This window comes from Mycobacterium sp. 134 (genome assembly GCF_048282715.1).
Taxonomy (GTDB): Bacteria; Actinomycetota; Actinomycetes; order Mycobacteriales; family Mycobacteriaceae; genus Mycobacterium; species Mycobacterium septicum.
This window is the reverse complement of record NZ_JBLVUN010000008.1, coordinates 1,693,942-1,708,355: the sequence shown is the minus strand read 5'-3', so window position 1 is coordinate 1,708,355 and position 14,414 is coordinate 1,693,942. Positions and strand designations below refer to the sequence as shown.

The 14,414-nt window shown below is 67.3% G+C and carries 17 protein-coding genes; 9 read left to right on the top strand and 8 right to left on the bottom strand.

The window, feature by feature from the left end:
- Positions 1–2: 2 nt before the first annotated feature.
- From ACNQVK_RS12995 to sigE, 3 genes are all read right to left on the bottom strand, one after another.
- The gene (locus tag ACNQVK_RS12995) at positions 3–1,499 is read right to left on the bottom strand and encodes a S1C family serine protease (protein ID WP_168441786.1); all 1,497 of its coding nucleotides are present in this window, start codon (positions 1,497–1,499) and stop codon (positions 3–5) included.
- 78 nt (positions 1,500–1,577) lie between these two features.
- Positions 1,578–1,976: an anti-sigma E factor RseA gene (rseA, locus tag ACNQVK_RS12990; protein WP_276127558.1), complete on the bottom strand. Its 399-nt coding sequence runs from the start codon at positions 1,974–1,976 to the stop codon at positions 1,578–1,580.
- Between the two features lie 77 nt (positions 1,977–2,053).
- Positions 2,054–2,833, bottom strand: coding sequence for an RNA polymerase sigma factor SigE (gene sigE / locus ACNQVK_RS12985; RefSeq protein WP_418034150.1), 780 nt, complete (start codon positions 2,831–2,833; stop codon positions 2,054–2,056).
- A gap of 174 nt (positions 2,834–3,007) precedes the next feature.
- On the opposite strand from sigE, the gene ACNQVK_RS12980 reads away from it, so the two are divergent.
- From ACNQVK_RS12980 to ACNQVK_RS12955, 6 genes are all read left to right on the top strand, one after another.
- The gene (locus tag ACNQVK_RS12980) at positions 3,008–3,652 is read left to right on the top strand and encodes an O-methyltransferase (RefSeq protein ID WP_044519787.1); all 645 of its coding nucleotides are present in this window, start codon (positions 3,008–3,010) and stop codon (positions 3,650–3,652) included.
- Positions 3,653–3,772: 120 nt separating this feature from the next.
- Complete coding sequence (locus ACNQVK_RS12975) at positions 3,773–4,444, top strand: TetR family transcriptional regulator (RefSeq protein WP_418029837.1); 672 nt, start codon at positions 3,773–3,775, stop codon at positions 4,442–4,444.
- Positions 4,441–5,334 (top strand): ATP-binding cassette domain-containing protein, encoded by an 894-nt coding sequence (locus ACNQVK_RS12970; protein ID WP_418029836.1) that lies wholly within the window; start codon positions 4,441–4,443, stop codon positions 5,332–5,334. Before ACNQVK_RS12975 ends, ACNQVK_RS12970 begins: the two co-directional genes overlap by 4 nt.
- On the top strand, positions 5,331–6,950 hold the full coding sequence (locus ACNQVK_RS12965; protein WP_418029835.1) for an ABC transporter permease: 1,620 nt from the start codon (positions 5,331–5,333) through the stop codon (positions 6,948–6,950). The genes ACNQVK_RS12970 and ACNQVK_RS12965 overlap by 4 nt, the downstream gene beginning before the upstream one ends.
- Positions 6,951–6,970: 20 nt before the next feature.
- Entirely contained in the window at positions 6,971–7,645 is a 675-nt protein-coding gene (locus ACNQVK_RS12960) for a methyltransferase family protein (RefSeq protein WP_418029834.1), read from the top strand.
- Between the two features lie 10 nt (positions 7,646–7,655).
- Positions 7,656–8,330, top strand: coding sequence for a methyltransferase family protein (locus ACNQVK_RS12955; protein ID WP_418029833.1), 675 nt, complete (start codon positions 7,656–7,658; stop codon positions 8,328–8,330).
- On the opposite strand, the gene ACNQVK_RS12950 is transcribed toward ACNQVK_RS12955, so the two are convergent.
- Positions 8,318–8,887 carry a TetR family transcriptional regulator gene (locus ACNQVK_RS12950; protein ID WP_418029832.1) on the bottom strand — a complete coding sequence of 190 codons (570 nt, stop codon included), beginning with the start codon at positions 8,885–8,887 and terminating at the stop codon, positions 8,318–8,320. The genes ACNQVK_RS12955 and ACNQVK_RS12950 overlap by 13 nt on opposite strands.
- 72 nt (positions 8,888–8,959) lie before the next feature.
- Between ACNQVK_RS12950 and ACNQVK_RS12945 the strand changes: the two genes are divergently transcribed.
- A complete protein-coding gene (locus tag ACNQVK_RS12945) occupies positions 8,960–9,814 on the top strand; it encodes a lysophospholipid acyltransferase family protein (RefSeq protein ID WP_418029831.1) in 855 nt (284 codons plus the stop codon).
- Between the two features lie 46 nt (positions 9,815–9,860).
- Positions 9,861–10,505: a DUF4126 domain-containing protein gene (locus ACNQVK_RS12940; RefSeq protein WP_418029830.1), complete on the top strand. Its 645-nt coding sequence runs from the start codon at positions 9,861–9,863 to the stop codon at positions 10,503–10,505.
- Positions 10,506–10,528: 23 nt separating this feature from the next.
- On the opposite strand, the gene glgC is transcribed toward ACNQVK_RS12940, so the two are convergent.
- Complete coding sequence (glgC, locus tag ACNQVK_RS12935; RefSeq protein WP_044519796.1) at positions 10,529–11,743, bottom strand: glucose-1-phosphate adenylyltransferase; 1,215 nt, start codon at positions 11,741–11,743, stop codon at positions 10,529–10,531.
- A gap of 100 nt (positions 11,744–11,843) precedes the next feature.
- Between glgC and glgA the strand changes: the two genes are divergently transcribed.
- Positions 11,844–13,007, top strand: coding sequence for a glycogen synthase (gene glgA / locus ACNQVK_RS12930; protein ID WP_418029829.1), 1,164 nt, complete (start codon positions 11,844–11,846; stop codon positions 13,005–13,007).
- 20 nt (positions 13,008–13,027) lie between these two features.
- Here the strand turns inward: glgA and ACNQVK_RS12925 are convergent, their stop codons facing one another.
- The 3 genes from ACNQVK_RS12925 to ACNQVK_RS12915 form a co-directional block, all read right to left on the bottom strand.
- Entirely contained in the window at positions 13,028–13,195 is a 168-nt protein-coding gene (locus ACNQVK_RS12925; protein WP_011211259.1) for a DUF3117 domain-containing protein, read from the bottom strand.
- A gap of 184 nt (positions 13,196–13,379) precedes the next feature.
- Positions 13,380–13,946, bottom strand: a complete 567-nt coding sequence (locus ACNQVK_RS12920; RefSeq protein WP_418029828.1) for a DNA-3-methyladenine glycosylase I — start codon at positions 13,944–13,946, stop codon at positions 13,380–13,382.
- Positions 13,943–14,323 (bottom strand): DivIVA domain-containing protein, encoded by a 381-nt coding sequence (locus ACNQVK_RS12915; RefSeq protein ID WP_276127570.1) that lies wholly within the window; start codon positions 14,321–14,323, stop codon positions 13,943–13,945. The genes ACNQVK_RS12920 and ACNQVK_RS12915 overlap by 4 nt, the downstream gene beginning before the upstream one ends.
- Between the last annotated feature and the right edge of the window lie 91 nt (positions 14,324–14,414).

Here is a 14,414-nt window from a genome sequence, read left to right as displayed (position 1 = left end):
CGCTACTGCGCTTTTTGATCGTCGCCGATCGGCGTGACCATGAATGTCATGGGCCGACCGTCGCGAAGCACCTCGATCGGGGCTTCCTGCCCGATCTTGAGCTGACGGACCGCGACCACCATCTCATCGGCGTCGGCGACCTTGCGGTCCCCCACCTTGACCACGACGTCGTTCTCCAGGATGCCGGCCTTGTCGGCAGGGCCACCGGCGTTGACGTTGCGGACCTGAGCACCCGAGGCCACGCTGTTGCTCACCGTGACGGCGCTGAGCAACAACGTCGGGTGCGCGACCTTGCCGTCCTTGATCAGGTTCTCGACAACCTGCTTGACCTCGTTGACCGGGATCGCGAAACCGAGGCCACTGGCGCTGTCCGACAAGGACTTTCCGGCCGTGTTGATCCCGATCACCTCGGAGGACATGTTGATCAGCGGGCCACCGGAGTTGCCGTGGTTGATCGAGGCATCGGTCTGGAGGCCGTCGATCACGGTGTCGGTGTCGGAACCTTCACCCGACAGCGGCACGGGCCGGTGCAGCGCGCTGATGATGCCGTGGGTGACCGTGCTGCGCAGCCCCAACGGGGCGCCGGCCGCGATGACTTCCTCGCCGACACGCACCTTCTCGGAGTCACCCATCCGCGCCACGACGAGGTTGTCGACGTTGTCGACCTTGAGCACCGCGAGATCGGTCTTGGGGTCACGGCCCACCAGGTTGGCCGGTACTTCCTTGCCGTCGTTGAAGACGACGGTGATCTGGTAGTCGGCCGGCTTGCTCGCGGCGTCGGAGATCACGTGGTTGTTGGTGACGATGTAGCCCTTGCCGTCGACGACGACGCCGGAGCCCTGTGAGCCCTCGGTCTTGCTCTTGGCCTCGATGGTCACCACCGAGTCCTCGACCGCCGAGGCGACCGTGGCGAACCGCCCGGCGTCCGGCGAGGGGAGGTCACCGGTCTCCAGCGTCACCTTGGAGGTGGTGAACGCCTGCACGGTGCCTGCCGTCTTCTGCCCGACCCAGCCGCCGATGAAAGCGATCAATCCGGCGACGATGAACAGGATGGCCAGCGACGGCCACGACACCCGGCCGCCGAAAAGCACCTCGCGGGCGCCCAGCTTGCCGATCGGGGCCGCCACGATCACCGGTGCGGCCGGTGCCTGCGCGGGCGTGCCCAGCGCCGGGATGGCGCCCGGATCGCGCCAGGGATCGTCGAAATCGTCGTCGCCGGAGTTCTTCTCGTCCTCCAGCGCACCGGCGTCGGTGGGGTGGCGCTGCAGTGAGTCGCCCGCGCCCCCGGGACGGCCGAAGGCCTCGGCGAGAACGGGATCGGGCGGTTGGTCTTTCGGGGCGTATTCGCCCTGGTCCTGATACTTCTCAGCACCGAGGAACGAGCCGTCGACACCGGCGGGCCGGCCGAATGTGCGCTGCGACAATTGGTCGACAGGTGGCCGATCGACAGGGCGCGGTTCCAGACGGCCGCTCTCGTCGGACTGGTCCTGGTTGGTCACCGGTGTATCACTCTCTGTCAGAGCGCCCGCCCCAGCCAGATAGGCCGACGCCGGTCACTGATCGCCTTGGGGTCAAGCCTACCGGCGCTTGCGCCGGCTCCGCGTCGGGTCGTCAGCTAACGGAGGCTGGTCACCGACCTCGGCCGAAGGCTGCGGACTGTGGTGCGGTATCTGCGACAACAGCCCCAACAGGGAATTCGGAATGGCTATCGGACAGGAGTCCCGCAATGCGGCCCGGGCCTGGCCCTGGGCGTCGACCTCGGCCGCGCAGTCCGGGCACAGCGACAGGTGATGCGCTGCGCGCAGATGAGCGCTCATCCGCAGCTCACCATCGACGAAGGCTGCGATGGCCTCGGTCGAGAGATGCTCGGTGGAGCGGAACTGCCGAGGCGCGCCGACGGGCGCGTCGCTCTGCGAGGCGAACTGCGCAGGCAACCAGGAGAATGCCCGACGGAACACGTGTCCCGGGTCGACCATCGCCCAGCTCCTCTCGCCACGACCAAATGTCCTGACCCGAATGTAGCGCGACCGGGCGCGCTGAACACCAACCACCGCTAGGCGGATTTGGCGGTTTCCGGCGAGTGCTTCGCCAGGTACTCGCGCAACGCCTGCCGACCGCGGTGAATGCGGCTGCGCACGGTGCCGAGCTTCACGCCCAGCGTGGCGCCGATTTCTTCGTAGGACAGACCCTCGATGTCGCACAGGACCACCGCGGCGCGGAACTCCGGGGCCAGCGAGTCCAGGGCGGCCTGGAGATCGGCTCCCAGCCGCGAGTCGTGGTAGATCTGCTCGGGGTTCGGGTCGTCGGCCGGCACCCGGTCGTAATCCTCGGGCAGCGCTTCCATGCGGATGCGGCCACGGCGACGGACCATGTCCAGGAACAAGTTGGTGGTGATGCGGTGCAACCACCCCTCGAAGGTTCCCGGCTGGTAGTTCTGCACCGAGCGGAACACCCGGATGAAGGTCTCCTGCGTCAGGTCCTCGGCATCGTGCTGGTTACCCGAGAGGCGATAAGCCAGCCGGTAGACGCGGTCCGCGTGCTGGCGCACCAGCTCGTCCCATGACGGCATGGCGGCCTGATCGCCGGTGGCGTCGAATACCGCGGTACCGGTCAATTCCTCGGACGGCTCGACCCATTCACCGGTGGTGAACTGTTCCAGATGTGCCATGGTCACCGGGGCCGCCTGGGGGGCAGGGTTCGAGGTAACAGCGTTCGCGCTCGTCGGATCCTCCTGATCACAGATTTCACTCAGCTCAACACGACTGATCACTTCGTTATTCCGATTGCTGTCCTGGTTGTGCTGGGCAGTGCGCCAGCGGGCGCCGTGTTCCATGCGCATACCGTTCCTGATCCCGGTGAGGCAGAGATATGAGCAATCTGAACTTTCCCTGAGAATGCCGACGATACGTCCGGTTACCTGCCGGAACCAGCGAATTTCCGGTGGTGATAACCGCCACGCACGGGCGTGTCGCGACAGCGCCTACGAGGTCTGGCCTACGCTGCGGGCATGGTCAGCTCCAACCCCGGTCGCGCAGAGGCGATCGTGACGCATGCCGAACGGTCGATCTCCGAGGACGAGATCGTCGCGGCTGCCCGTGAGCGGGCCGAAGAACTCGGCGCGGGTGCGGTCACGCCGGCGGTAGGAGCGCTGCTGAGCGTCCTCGCGCGGCTCACCGGCGGCCGGGCGGTGGTCGAGGTGGGCACCGGGGCCGGCGTCAGCGGGCTGTGGCTGTTGTCCGGCATGAGCGACGACGGCGTGCTGACCACGATCGACGTCGAACCCGAGCACCAACGCATCGCCAAGCAGGGTTTCACCGAGGCCGGCGTCGGCCCGGGGCGGACCCGCCTGATCAGCGGGCGCGCCCAGGAGGTACTGACCCGCCTGGCCGACGAGTCCTACGACCTGGTGTTCATCGACGCCGAACCGATCGACCAGCCGCAGTTCGTGGCCGAAGGAGTACGCCTTCTGCGTTCCGGCGGTGCGATCGTGCTGCACCGGGCCGCGCTGGGCGGCCGGGCCGGCGACGCCTCGGCCAACGACGCGGAGGTCAGCGCCGTGCGTGAAGCGGCCCGGCTCATCGCCGAGGACGAGCGTCTCACCCCGGTGCTGATCCCGTTGGGTGATGGCCTGCTGGCCGCCGCTCGCGACTGACTTTCCCGCCCCTTCCGGCCTCACCCCTCGCCTGCGGGGCGGGGCCGATTTTTTTCTTTACGGATTCCTGACGCGCCACCCCCTTGACCGCGCACTGAACGCATGTTTAGCGTATTGAACATGCGTTCAGTCGATGATCGAACAGCGATGGCCCGGATTCGCGACGCAGCGATCGAGCAGTTCGGGCAACACGGATTCAGCGTGGGGCTACGCACCATCGCCGAGGCCGCAGGCGTCAGCGCCGCCCTGGTGATCCACCACTTCGGTTCCAAGGAAGGCCTGCGCAAGGCGTGCGATGCCTATGTGGCCGAGGTGGTGCGCGAGGCCAAGACCGAGTCCCTGCAGAGCACTGATCCCGCGACCTGGCTGGCCCAGATGGCCGAGATCGAGTCCTACGCGCCGTTGATGGCCTATCTGGTCCGCAGCATGCAGTCCGGCAGCGATCTGGCGAAGACGTTCTGGCGCACCATGGTCGACAACGCCGAGGGGTACCTGGAAGAAGGCGTCCGCACCGGGTTGCTCAAACCCAGCCGTGACCCGCGGGCCCGGGCGCGGTTCATGGCGATCTGCAGTGGCGGCGGGTTCCTGCTGTACCTGCAGATGCATGACGACCCGACGGATCTGCGCCGGGTGCTGCGCGACTACGGCGAAGACATGATGCTGCCCGCCCTTGAGCTCTACTCCGAGGGCCTCATGACCGACTCGACCATGTACGACGCCTTCCTGCATCAACGCGAACAAGGCATTCCGTTCAGTTCCGATCCCAACACCGATACCAAGGAGCCAGCGTGAAGAACTCCGTCGAAATCCGCGGACTGTCAAAATCTTTCGGGCGCACCAAGGCGCTCGACGGGTTGAACCTGACCGTATCCCCCGGCGACGTCACCGGCTTTCTCGGACCCAACGGCGCAGGCAAGTCCACCACGATCCGGGTGCTGCTGGGTCTGCTGCGCGCCGACGGGGGCACCGTGCGACTCCTGGGCGGCGACCCGTGGCGCGACGCCGTCGCGCTGCACCGCCGCATCGCCTACGTTCCCGGCGATGTCACTTTGTGGCCCAACCTGACCGGGATGCAGGCCATCGACTTCTTGTGCCGGCTCCGGGGAAACGGCGTCGACGTCCGGCGCCGCGACGAACTGATCGAACGGTTCGAACTGGACCCGCACAAGAAGGCCCGCACCTACTCCAAGGGCAACCGGCAGAAGGTCGCCATCGTCGCGGCGTTCAGCTGTCATTCCGAGCTCTATATTCTCGACGAGCCGACCTCGGGGCTGGATCCGTTGATGGAAAAGGCATTTCAGCAATGCGTCACCGAGGTGGCCGGCCACGGCGCCGCGGTCCTGCTGTCCAGCCACATCCTGGCCGAAGTCGAGAAGCTCTGCGACAACGTGACGATCATCCGATCCGGACGCACGGTGCGGTCCGGGACGCTGGCCGAATTGCGGCACCTGATGCGCACCAAGGTCATCGCGCGCACCCGCTCCGACGGCCGGGCACTGCAGAACACGCCCTACGTTCACGACTTCACCAGTCACGACGGGGCGGTGAGCTTCTCGGTGGACCGCAACGACCTCGAGTTCGCCCTCGAGCACCTCACAGATCTGGGCATCGCGGATCTGACCGTCGCGCCGGCCTCTCTGGAGGACATGTTCCTGCGCGAGTACCAGGGGGCGACCCGATGACAACGGCAACCGCCGTGGCCCGGCCGCCGGCCCCTGCGCGCGCGGCCACCTCACCGTTCACCGGTACCGCGACGCTGTTGCGGCTGGCACTGCGCCGTGACCGGGTACGCCTCAGCGTGTGGCTGGCGGTGCTGACGTTGATGATGGTGTACGCCCCCAATGCAATTCGGTTGGCCTACCCGGGTGAAGAGCAGAGACTGGCCAGGGTCAACCTGCTCAAGACGCCGGCCGGGATGATGCTCGGCGGACCCATGTTCGGCGTCAATGAGACCGACCTCGGCGTGATGATGGCCAACGAGCTGACACTCACGCTGACCATCGCGACCTCGATCCTGGCGATTCTCACCGTGATTCGTCATACCCGGGCCGAGGAGGAGAACGGCAGCGCCGAACTGGTGCTCTCCTCGGTGGTGGGCCGCTACGCACGGACCGCCGCGGCCCTGATCCTGGTCGGCGGCCTCAACGCCGTCCTCGCGCTCACCATGACCCTGGCCATGGCCTCCACGGGTTTCGCAGTCGTCGACACCGCCGCGATGTGCCTGGGCATCACCGGGGTGGCCATGGTGTTCGGCGCCGTCGCCGCGGTGACCGCACAGCTCTGGCGGCAGGCCCGCACGGCGTCGGGCGCGGCGATGGCGACGCTGGCGCTGGCCGCACTGGTGCGCGGGGCCGGTGACGTGATCGACAACTCGGGCAGCGTCCTGAGCTGGTTCTCCCCGATCGCCTGGGCACAGCAGATGCGGCCGTTCACCGACCTGCGCTGGTGGCCGTTCGGCTTGTTGGTCGTCCTGGCCGTCGCATTGATGGCCGTGGCCGCGGTGCTGGAGCGTCGTCGCCAATACGACGCGGGCACCATCGCATCCGCGGGCGAGAAGCCCGACGCCCCCACCATCACCGGCCCGCTGCGACTGCACCTCACGCTGCAACGCGGCCAGACGATCGGCTGGGCGGTCGGATTGTTCATGGCCGGGCTGGTTTTCGGCTCCATGACCAAGGCGCTGCTGGATGCGGCCAAGACCAACGAGTTGATCGCCCGGTTGCTCTCCGCGACCGGCAACGACGGCATCTACACCACCATGACCCAGTTCCTCGCCGCAGCGGCCACCGCCTACGTCGCATCGTCGGTGCTGCGGGTGTATACCGACGAGCAGAACGGGCTGGGTGAGCCGATACTGGCCGGTGCGGTGTCGCGCCGGCGCTGGCTGTTGGGCGCGGTCTGCTGCGCGCTGGCGGGAGCGGCCGTCCTGATGTTCTGCGCCGGGCTGGGCAACGGGCTGGGCGCCGGACTGACGTTGGGAGAACCGGGTACGGTCGCCCGCCTCACCCTGGCCGCGCTCGCCTATCTGCCCGCACTCGCCGTGGTGGCCGCGATCGCGGCGCTGGCCGTGGCGCTGCGCGCGCCGTGGATCGCCTGGCTGGCAGTCACATTCGTGATCACCGCGTTGTACCTCGGAGCGCTGCTGCGCCTGCCGCGCTGGCTGATCGAGCTGTCCCCGGTGGGACAGACCACCGTGCCGAGCCAGTTCCCCGCCATGGCGCTGGTGGTGATGCTCGTCGCCGCAACGGCTTTGGCGGCCGTTGCGGGCTGGATCTATCGCAACCGCGACGCGGTGTGAACCCGAACAGGAGTCAGACGATGAAACTCGCACTTCAGACAATCGCATCGGGCGTGCTCGGCCTGGTGTTCTTCGCCGCGACGCTGTTCTGGCCGGCGGGCACGTTCCACTATTGGCAGGCCTGGGTTTTCATCGCCGTGTTCATGGCCACCACCGTGGTGCCGAGCATGTACCTGGCAGTCAGGGACCCCGCAGCCTTGCAACGGCGCCTGCACGGCGGGCCGACCGCGGAAACGCGCATCGTGCAGAAGATCGTCATCTGGGCAGTCACCGGCTCGGCCATCGCGGCGTTCGTCCTCAGTGCCCTCGATCACCGGTTCGGCTGGTCCAGCGTGCCGACCGCAGTGGTCGTCCTCGGCAACGTCCTGGTCGCCGTCGGACTCATCCTGGCGCAGACGGTGGTCTTCCAGAACAGCTTCGCCGGCGCCAGCATTCAGGTAGAGGACGAACAGCAACTCGTATCGACGGGTCTCTACGGCCTGGTGCGTCACCCGATGTACTTCGGCGCGGTGTTGATGATGTTCGGCACCCCGCTGGCGCTGGGGTCCTATTGGGCCCTGCTGGTGTCCATCGTCTCGATACCGGTGTTCGGAGTGCGCATCACCGACGAGGAGAAGATGCTGCGCGCCGAACTCGACGGCTACGACGAGTACACCCAGAAGGTCCGCTATCGGCTGTTGCCCTACCTGTGGTGAGCGCAGCGATATGAAGGTCGGTCTGCAGGCCGCCATGTCCTCCGTCATCGGCCTCGCGGTGTTCATGACCCTTGTCTTCGCGCCGGCCGGGACGTTCGACTACTGGCGCGGCTGGGCGTTCATCGCCGTGTTCTCCGCCTTCTCGTTGTTGCCGAGCATCTACCTCGCGCTACGCGATCCAGCGGCACTACGGCGCCGGATGCAGGCCGGGCCGGCCGCCGAGACCCGGCCGGTGCAGAAGTTCGCGAGCGCGATGGCATTCCTGTTGCTCGCGGTCATGATCGTGACCAGTGCGCTGGACCACCGGTTCGGGTGGTCGGCCGTACCCGCGGTCGTGTCGGTGCTCGGAAATGTCTTGGTGGCAACCGGGCTTGGCATCGCGATGCTCGTAGTCATCCAGAACCGCTATGCGGCCGCCAACGTCAGGGTGGAGGCCGGCCAAGCGGTGGTGTCCACCGGGCTGTACGGGCTCGTCCGGCATCCGATGTACATCGGCAATGTGATCATGATGGTCGGCGTACCGCCGGCCCTCGGCTCGTACTGGGCGCTGCTGCTCGTCATCCCCGGGCTGGCGCTGCTGACGGTGCGCATCGTCGACGAGGAGACGATGCTGCACACCGAACTCGACGGCTACGACGAGTACGCCCGGAAGGTCCGCTACCGGCTGTTGCCCTACGTCTGGTGAGCCACGACGCGGGCGGCGGCTTCGACGGCCGCCGCCCGGCGCGCGGCCAGGACGGCCGGATCGTCGGTGGCCACGTCGGGATGCGGCAGGTGAGCCCAGGCCAGGCCGATCCCGAACAGCATCGCGATCAGATCGCTCGGGTGCCAGGCCGGGTCGACGTGACCGCCGGCCTGGGCCGCTTCGATCGCGGCGACGGCTTGAGCATGCGCAGGGGGCCCGCCGGTCTCGGGTTCATCGAGACTGAACCCCTCGAGTTGGGCCCAGGTGATCATGCGCAGATGTTCGGGCCGGCGGCAGGCCAGGTCGTAGATCTCGCCGACGAATTCGGGGACCGCGTCCGATCGCAGGGTGACCGACCGGAAGAACTCGGCCGCGTCGGCGGCGAACACCTCGCGGAACAGGGTTTCCTTGTCCCCGAAGTGTGCGTACAGCCGTTCCTTGCTGGCGTGCGCCGTACGGGCGATGCGGTCGACCCGGGCACCGGCCAAGCCGTACCGGGCGAACTCGGCCCGCGCGGCAGCCAGGATCTCGTCCCGCAGTTCCGTCGTGCTTCTCACAGGAATATCTTAACAGACGAACTAGTTCGTTCGGTAGGATCGGAGTCAACAGCGCCACGAGGAGCACAGCCCATGTCAGTCACCAAGATCGACGAGATCATGAATCAACCCAGCCACGTCCAAACCCTGCGCCGGGCGGTGGAAGCCGTCGCCGACGGCGTCGACCCCCTGGTCAATCTCTACCGGCCCTATGTGGACGGCCTGGAGAACCTGCCCCGCGACGGCCGATTCCTGTTGGTGGGCAACCACACCCAGTTCGGCACCGAGACCCTGCTGATCCCGTACGTGGTGCGCCGCGAGATCGGGATGCGAGTCCGCCCGCTCACCGACCGCCGCTTCGGCGACATGCCCCGGCCCGTCTCCGATCTCATGGCGGCCTGCGGGGCCGTCGTCGGGTCCCCCGAGGGGGCCGGCGAGCTGATGGAGCACGACGAACCCGTCATGGTCTTTCCCGGCGGTGGCCGCGAGATCGGCAAGTTCAAGGGCGAGCAGTACAAGTTGCGCTGGGAGGGCCGCGCCGGATTCGCGCGCGTCGCCATCGAACACGGCTACCCCATCGTCCCCGTCGCGCTGGTCGGCGGCGACGACGTCTACGTGGGCGTGACGACCCGTGACCACTGGCTCGGCAGGCTCAGCCAGACGGTCAGCGAGAAGCTGACCGGTCAGCGTGACATGGCCATGCCGCTGGTCCGCGGTGTCGGCCCCACCCTGATCCCGCGTCCGCAGCGCATGTACCTACAGTTCGCCGAGCCGATCGGCACGGCCAAACCGGCGCGGGTCTCGGATGCGACATGGGTCGATACCGTCAAGCACCAAACCCAGGAATCGCTGGAACAGAGCCTCGACGAACTGCTGACCATCCGCCGCGAGGACCCCTACCGCGAACTGAACCCACTGGCCTGGCGCAACGCGGCCCAGAGCGGATAACGGCGAACCGCCCGGGCCCGGGCGGAGTTCGCCGCATACTGCAGTAATGGAACTGTTGACCGGCTTTGGCCTGGCCACTGCGGCGGGGCTCAACGCCTACATCCCGTTGCTGGCCCTGGGCCTGCTGTCACGCTTCACCCATCTGGTGTCACTGCCGGCGGGGTGGTCCTGGCTGGAGAACGGCTGGGTCATGGCGATCGTCGCGGTCCTGCTGATCGTCGAGGTGGTCGCCGACAAGATCCCGGCACTCGACTCCGTCAATGACACCATCCAGACCTTCGTCCGCCCGACCGCGGGAGGCATCGTATTCGGGTCGGGCACCGCATCGCAGACCGCCGCGGTGGCAGACCCGGGTGCCTTCGCCCAGTCCGGTCATTGGATTCCGGTGGCGATCGGTGCGATCACCGCACTGGTGGTCTCGTTGACCAAGTCGACGGTGAGACCGGCCGCCAATGTCGCCACCGCCGGGGTCGCGGCACCCGTGCTGTCCACGGTCGAGGACGTCACGAGCATCGGACTGGTCTTCGTGGCGATCCTGCTGCCGATCCTGGTGCTCGTTGCGCTGCTCGCGCTGATCTGGGGCGCCTTCCGGCTATGGCGGTGGCGCAAGCGACGGGGCGAGGCCAAGATCGGCGCCAACGCCCGCACCAATGCAGCGCCGCGACCTGCCGCGGTAGACCCCTGGGAGTGAACCCGGACTGACGCCGCGACGCGTCAGATCCAAACACCCTTGCCGACGGCGACCACGCCGCCCGCGCTGATCGCGAACCGCTCCCGGTCCTTGTCGAGGTCGACGCCCACCATCTCGCCCGGACCTACCACCACGTTCTTGTCCAGAATGGCGTGGCGTACCACCGCGCCCCGGCCGATCCGCACGCCCGGCATCAGCACGCTGCCCTCCACGATGGCGCCGTCGTCGATCGCCACGTTGGAGGACAACACCGAATTGCGCACCGAGGCAGCCGAAATGATGCTGCCCGCACCGACCACCGACTCCTGCGCCGAACCGCCGTTGACGAATTTGGCGGGCGCCAGGTTCTCCGACTCGCCGCGGATCGGCCAGCGCTTGTTGTAGAGGTTGAACACCGGGTGCACCGACACCAGGTCCATGTGCGCGTCGTAGAACGCGTCCAGGGTGCCGACGTCGCGCCAGTAGCCGTGGTCGCGTTCGGTGGCTCCGGGCACCTCGTTGTTGTTGAAGTCGTAGACCGCCGCCATTCCGTCGGACACCAGCCGGGGAATGATGTCCCCGCCCATGTCGTGGTCGGAGTGGTCGTCGTCGGCGTCGGCGCGGATCGCGTCGATCAGCACCTTGGTGGTGAAGATGTAGTTGCCCATCGACACGAAGGTCTGCTCGGGGTCGTCGGGCGTACCCGGTGGATCCGCGGGCTTTTCGACGAATTCCCTGATGCGCCCGGAGTCGTCGGCGTCGATGCAGCCGAAGGCGCTGGCCTCGGCGCGCGGCACCCGGATCCCGGCCACGGTGGCCCCGGCCCCGCTGTCGATGTGGAACCGCAGCATCTGCTCGGGATCCATGCGGTACACGTGGTCCGCGCCGAAGATGATGATGTAGTCCGGATCTTCGTCGTAGATCAGGTTGAGCGATTGGTAGATCGCATCCGCCGATCCGGTGTACCAGCGCGGGCCGAGCCGCTGCTGGGCCGGCACGGGCGTGATGTACTCACCGGCCAGGCCCGAGAGCCGCCAGTTCTGCGAGATGTGACGGTCCAGTGAATGCGACTTGTATTGCGTCAGAACGCAGATCCGTAGGTATCGGGCGTTCACCAGGTTCGACAGCACGAAGTCGATCAGCCGGTAGGCACCGCCGAAGGGAACTGCCGGCTTGGCGCGATCGGCTGTCAACGGATACAGCCGTTTGCCCTCTCCCCCGGCCAGAACGATGCCCAGCACATGTGGCAACTCCCTCATGCGTCCAAACCTATCCGCCAACCAGCAACGCGGCCAGCCAATGGCAACAGAAGTGTCCGGCGTGTAGCTGGACCCACCGCGACCTACTACCGTCTCGGATATGCGGGTGTCCATGATGACTCGGGAATATCCACCCGAGGTGTACGGCGGTGCCGGGGTGCACGTGACCGAACTCGTCGCGCAGTTGCGTCAGCTGTGCGATGTCGACGTCCATTGCATGGGGGCTCCGCGAGACGGGGCCTTCGTGGCGCAACCCGACCCCGCGCTGCGCGGCGCCAACGCGGCGTTGTCGACGCTGTCCGCGGACCTCAACATGGTCAACTCCGCGGCGGCGGCCACGGTGGTGCACTCGCACACCTGGTATGCCGGGATGGCCGGGCACCTGACCGGGCTGCTCTACGGCATCCCCCACGTGCTGACCGCGCACTCGCTTGAGCCGCTGCGCCCGTGGAAGGCGGAGCAGCTGGGCGGTGGCTACCGGGTGTCGTCATGGGTGGAGCGCACCGCCATCGAGGCCGCCGACGCGGTGATCGCAGTGAGCTCCGGTATGCGCGACGACGTGCTGCGGACCTATCCTGCGCTCGACCCCGGCCGGGTGCACGTGGTGCGCAACGGGATCGACACCGACGTCTGGTACCCGACTCCGCCTGCCGACACCGACTCGGTGCTCGCCGAGCTCGGGGTCGATCTGAGCCGCCCGATCGTGGCGTTCGTCGGGCGCATCACCCGCCAGAAGGGGGTGGCGCACCTGGTGGCCGCCGCCCACCGGTTCAGCCCCGAAGTGCAGTTGGTGTTGTGCGCGGGCGCCCCCGACACCCCCGAGATCGCCGCCGAGGTGTCCTCGGCAGTGGCCGAGCTGGCGCGGGCCCGCTCCGGGGTGTTCTGGGTACGCGAAATGCTGCCGATCAACAAAATTCGGGAAATACTCTCCGCTGCAACAGTTTTCGTGTGCCCGTCGGTGTACGAGCCGTTGGGCATCGTGAACCTGGAAGCGATGGCGTGTTCGACGGCGGTGGTCGCCTCCGACGTCGGCGGTATCCCCGAGGTCGTCGCCGACCACCAGACCGGGCTGCTCGTGCACTACGACGCCACGGACCCGCGCTTCTTCGAGATGCGCCTGGCCGACGCGGTCAACTCACTGGTGGCCGAGCCGGAAACCGCCCGTAAGTACGGCGAGGCCGGACGCCAGCGGTGCATCGCGGAGTTCTCCTGGGCGCACATCGCGGAACAGACCCTGGAGATATACCGCAAGGTGTCCGCCTGAGCGGACACCTTGCAGGTCGATCAGCTGGTGACGGACTTGAGTTCGTCGCCCAGCGCAGCGGCCTCGTCGGGAGTCAGTTCGACAACGAGGCGCCCACCGCCTTCCAGCGGTACTCGCATAACGATTCCTCGCCCCTCTTTGGTTGCTTCCAGTGGACCGTCACCAGTCCGGGGCTTCATCGCCGCCATCGAGTGCTCCCTCCAACAGTGCCGACCCGCGTCAGCGGGCCAGGTTGGGGCCGAAGCCGCCCACTCGTTGGCGGCACCCGGCGTTGAACTGCTACTGAACTACCCCTATTGTTCCTTATCCGCAGCGGTGGTTGTGCAAAGACCCGTCGGATACCGACCGAAGGCATGATTTACCGGTCAACAATTACTGCGCCGGCACCCAGCAGGCCGCGATATGGTCGTCGACCATCCCGGTGGCCTGCATCAACGCATACGCCGTGGTGGGGCCGACGAACTTGAAGCCCCGGCGCTTGAGCTCCTTGGCCATGGCGGTCGATTCCGGGGTCACCGCGGGCACTTCGGCCAGGTCAGCGGGCCGCGGCCGGGCCGGCGGGGCGAACGACCACAGCAGCTCGGCCAAATCGACGTCGAGCTCGGTGACCGCCCTGGCGTTGGCGATGGTCGCGAGGACCTTGGCCCGGTTGCGCACGATGCCGGAGTCGGCCATCAACCGCTCGACGTCGTCGTCGGTGTACTTCGCCACCGTGTCGGCGTCGAACCCGTCGAACGCGGCGCGGAAATTCTCCCGCTTACGCAGGATGATCAACCAGCTCAGCCCACTCTGAAAGGCCTCAAGGCTGATCCGCTCGAACAGGGCACCGGAATCACGCAGCGGCCGCCCCCACTCCGTGTCGTGATAGTCGCGGTAGAGCGTGGAATCCCCCGCGGCGTCCACCGCCCAGCCACACCGGATGCGGCCGTCCGCGGTCATGGCTCCTCCGGGGTGCGGACCTCTCCTGCGGTGGCCGACACCTCCTCGTCGTCGGCGTCCTCGTCGTCGTCGAAGTCGTCGGGCACACCGTAAGCCGCGCGTACCGCGGCAAGTTCCCCGCGGACCGCGTCCAGTTCACGGCCCAGCCGATCCAGGACCCAGTCCACCTCGCTGGTCTTGTAACCGCGGACGACCTGGGCGAACTTGAGGCCATCCACATCGGCACCGGTGACGCCCGAGGCGGGCAGGACCGTGGCGGTCGTGCCGCGTGGGAGCGGCGGCAGCGTCTCGCCCCGGCCGAAGATGACGCTGCCCAGACCGAACAGCACCGTGGCCACCAGAACCAGCACCACCAGGTACAGCAGTATCAGTGTCACCGCACACACCGCGCAATCACGTAGGGATTCGAGTCCATCAGGGTCCACTATCCACGACGACACCGACGAGATCCGGCACGACCTCGCCGAC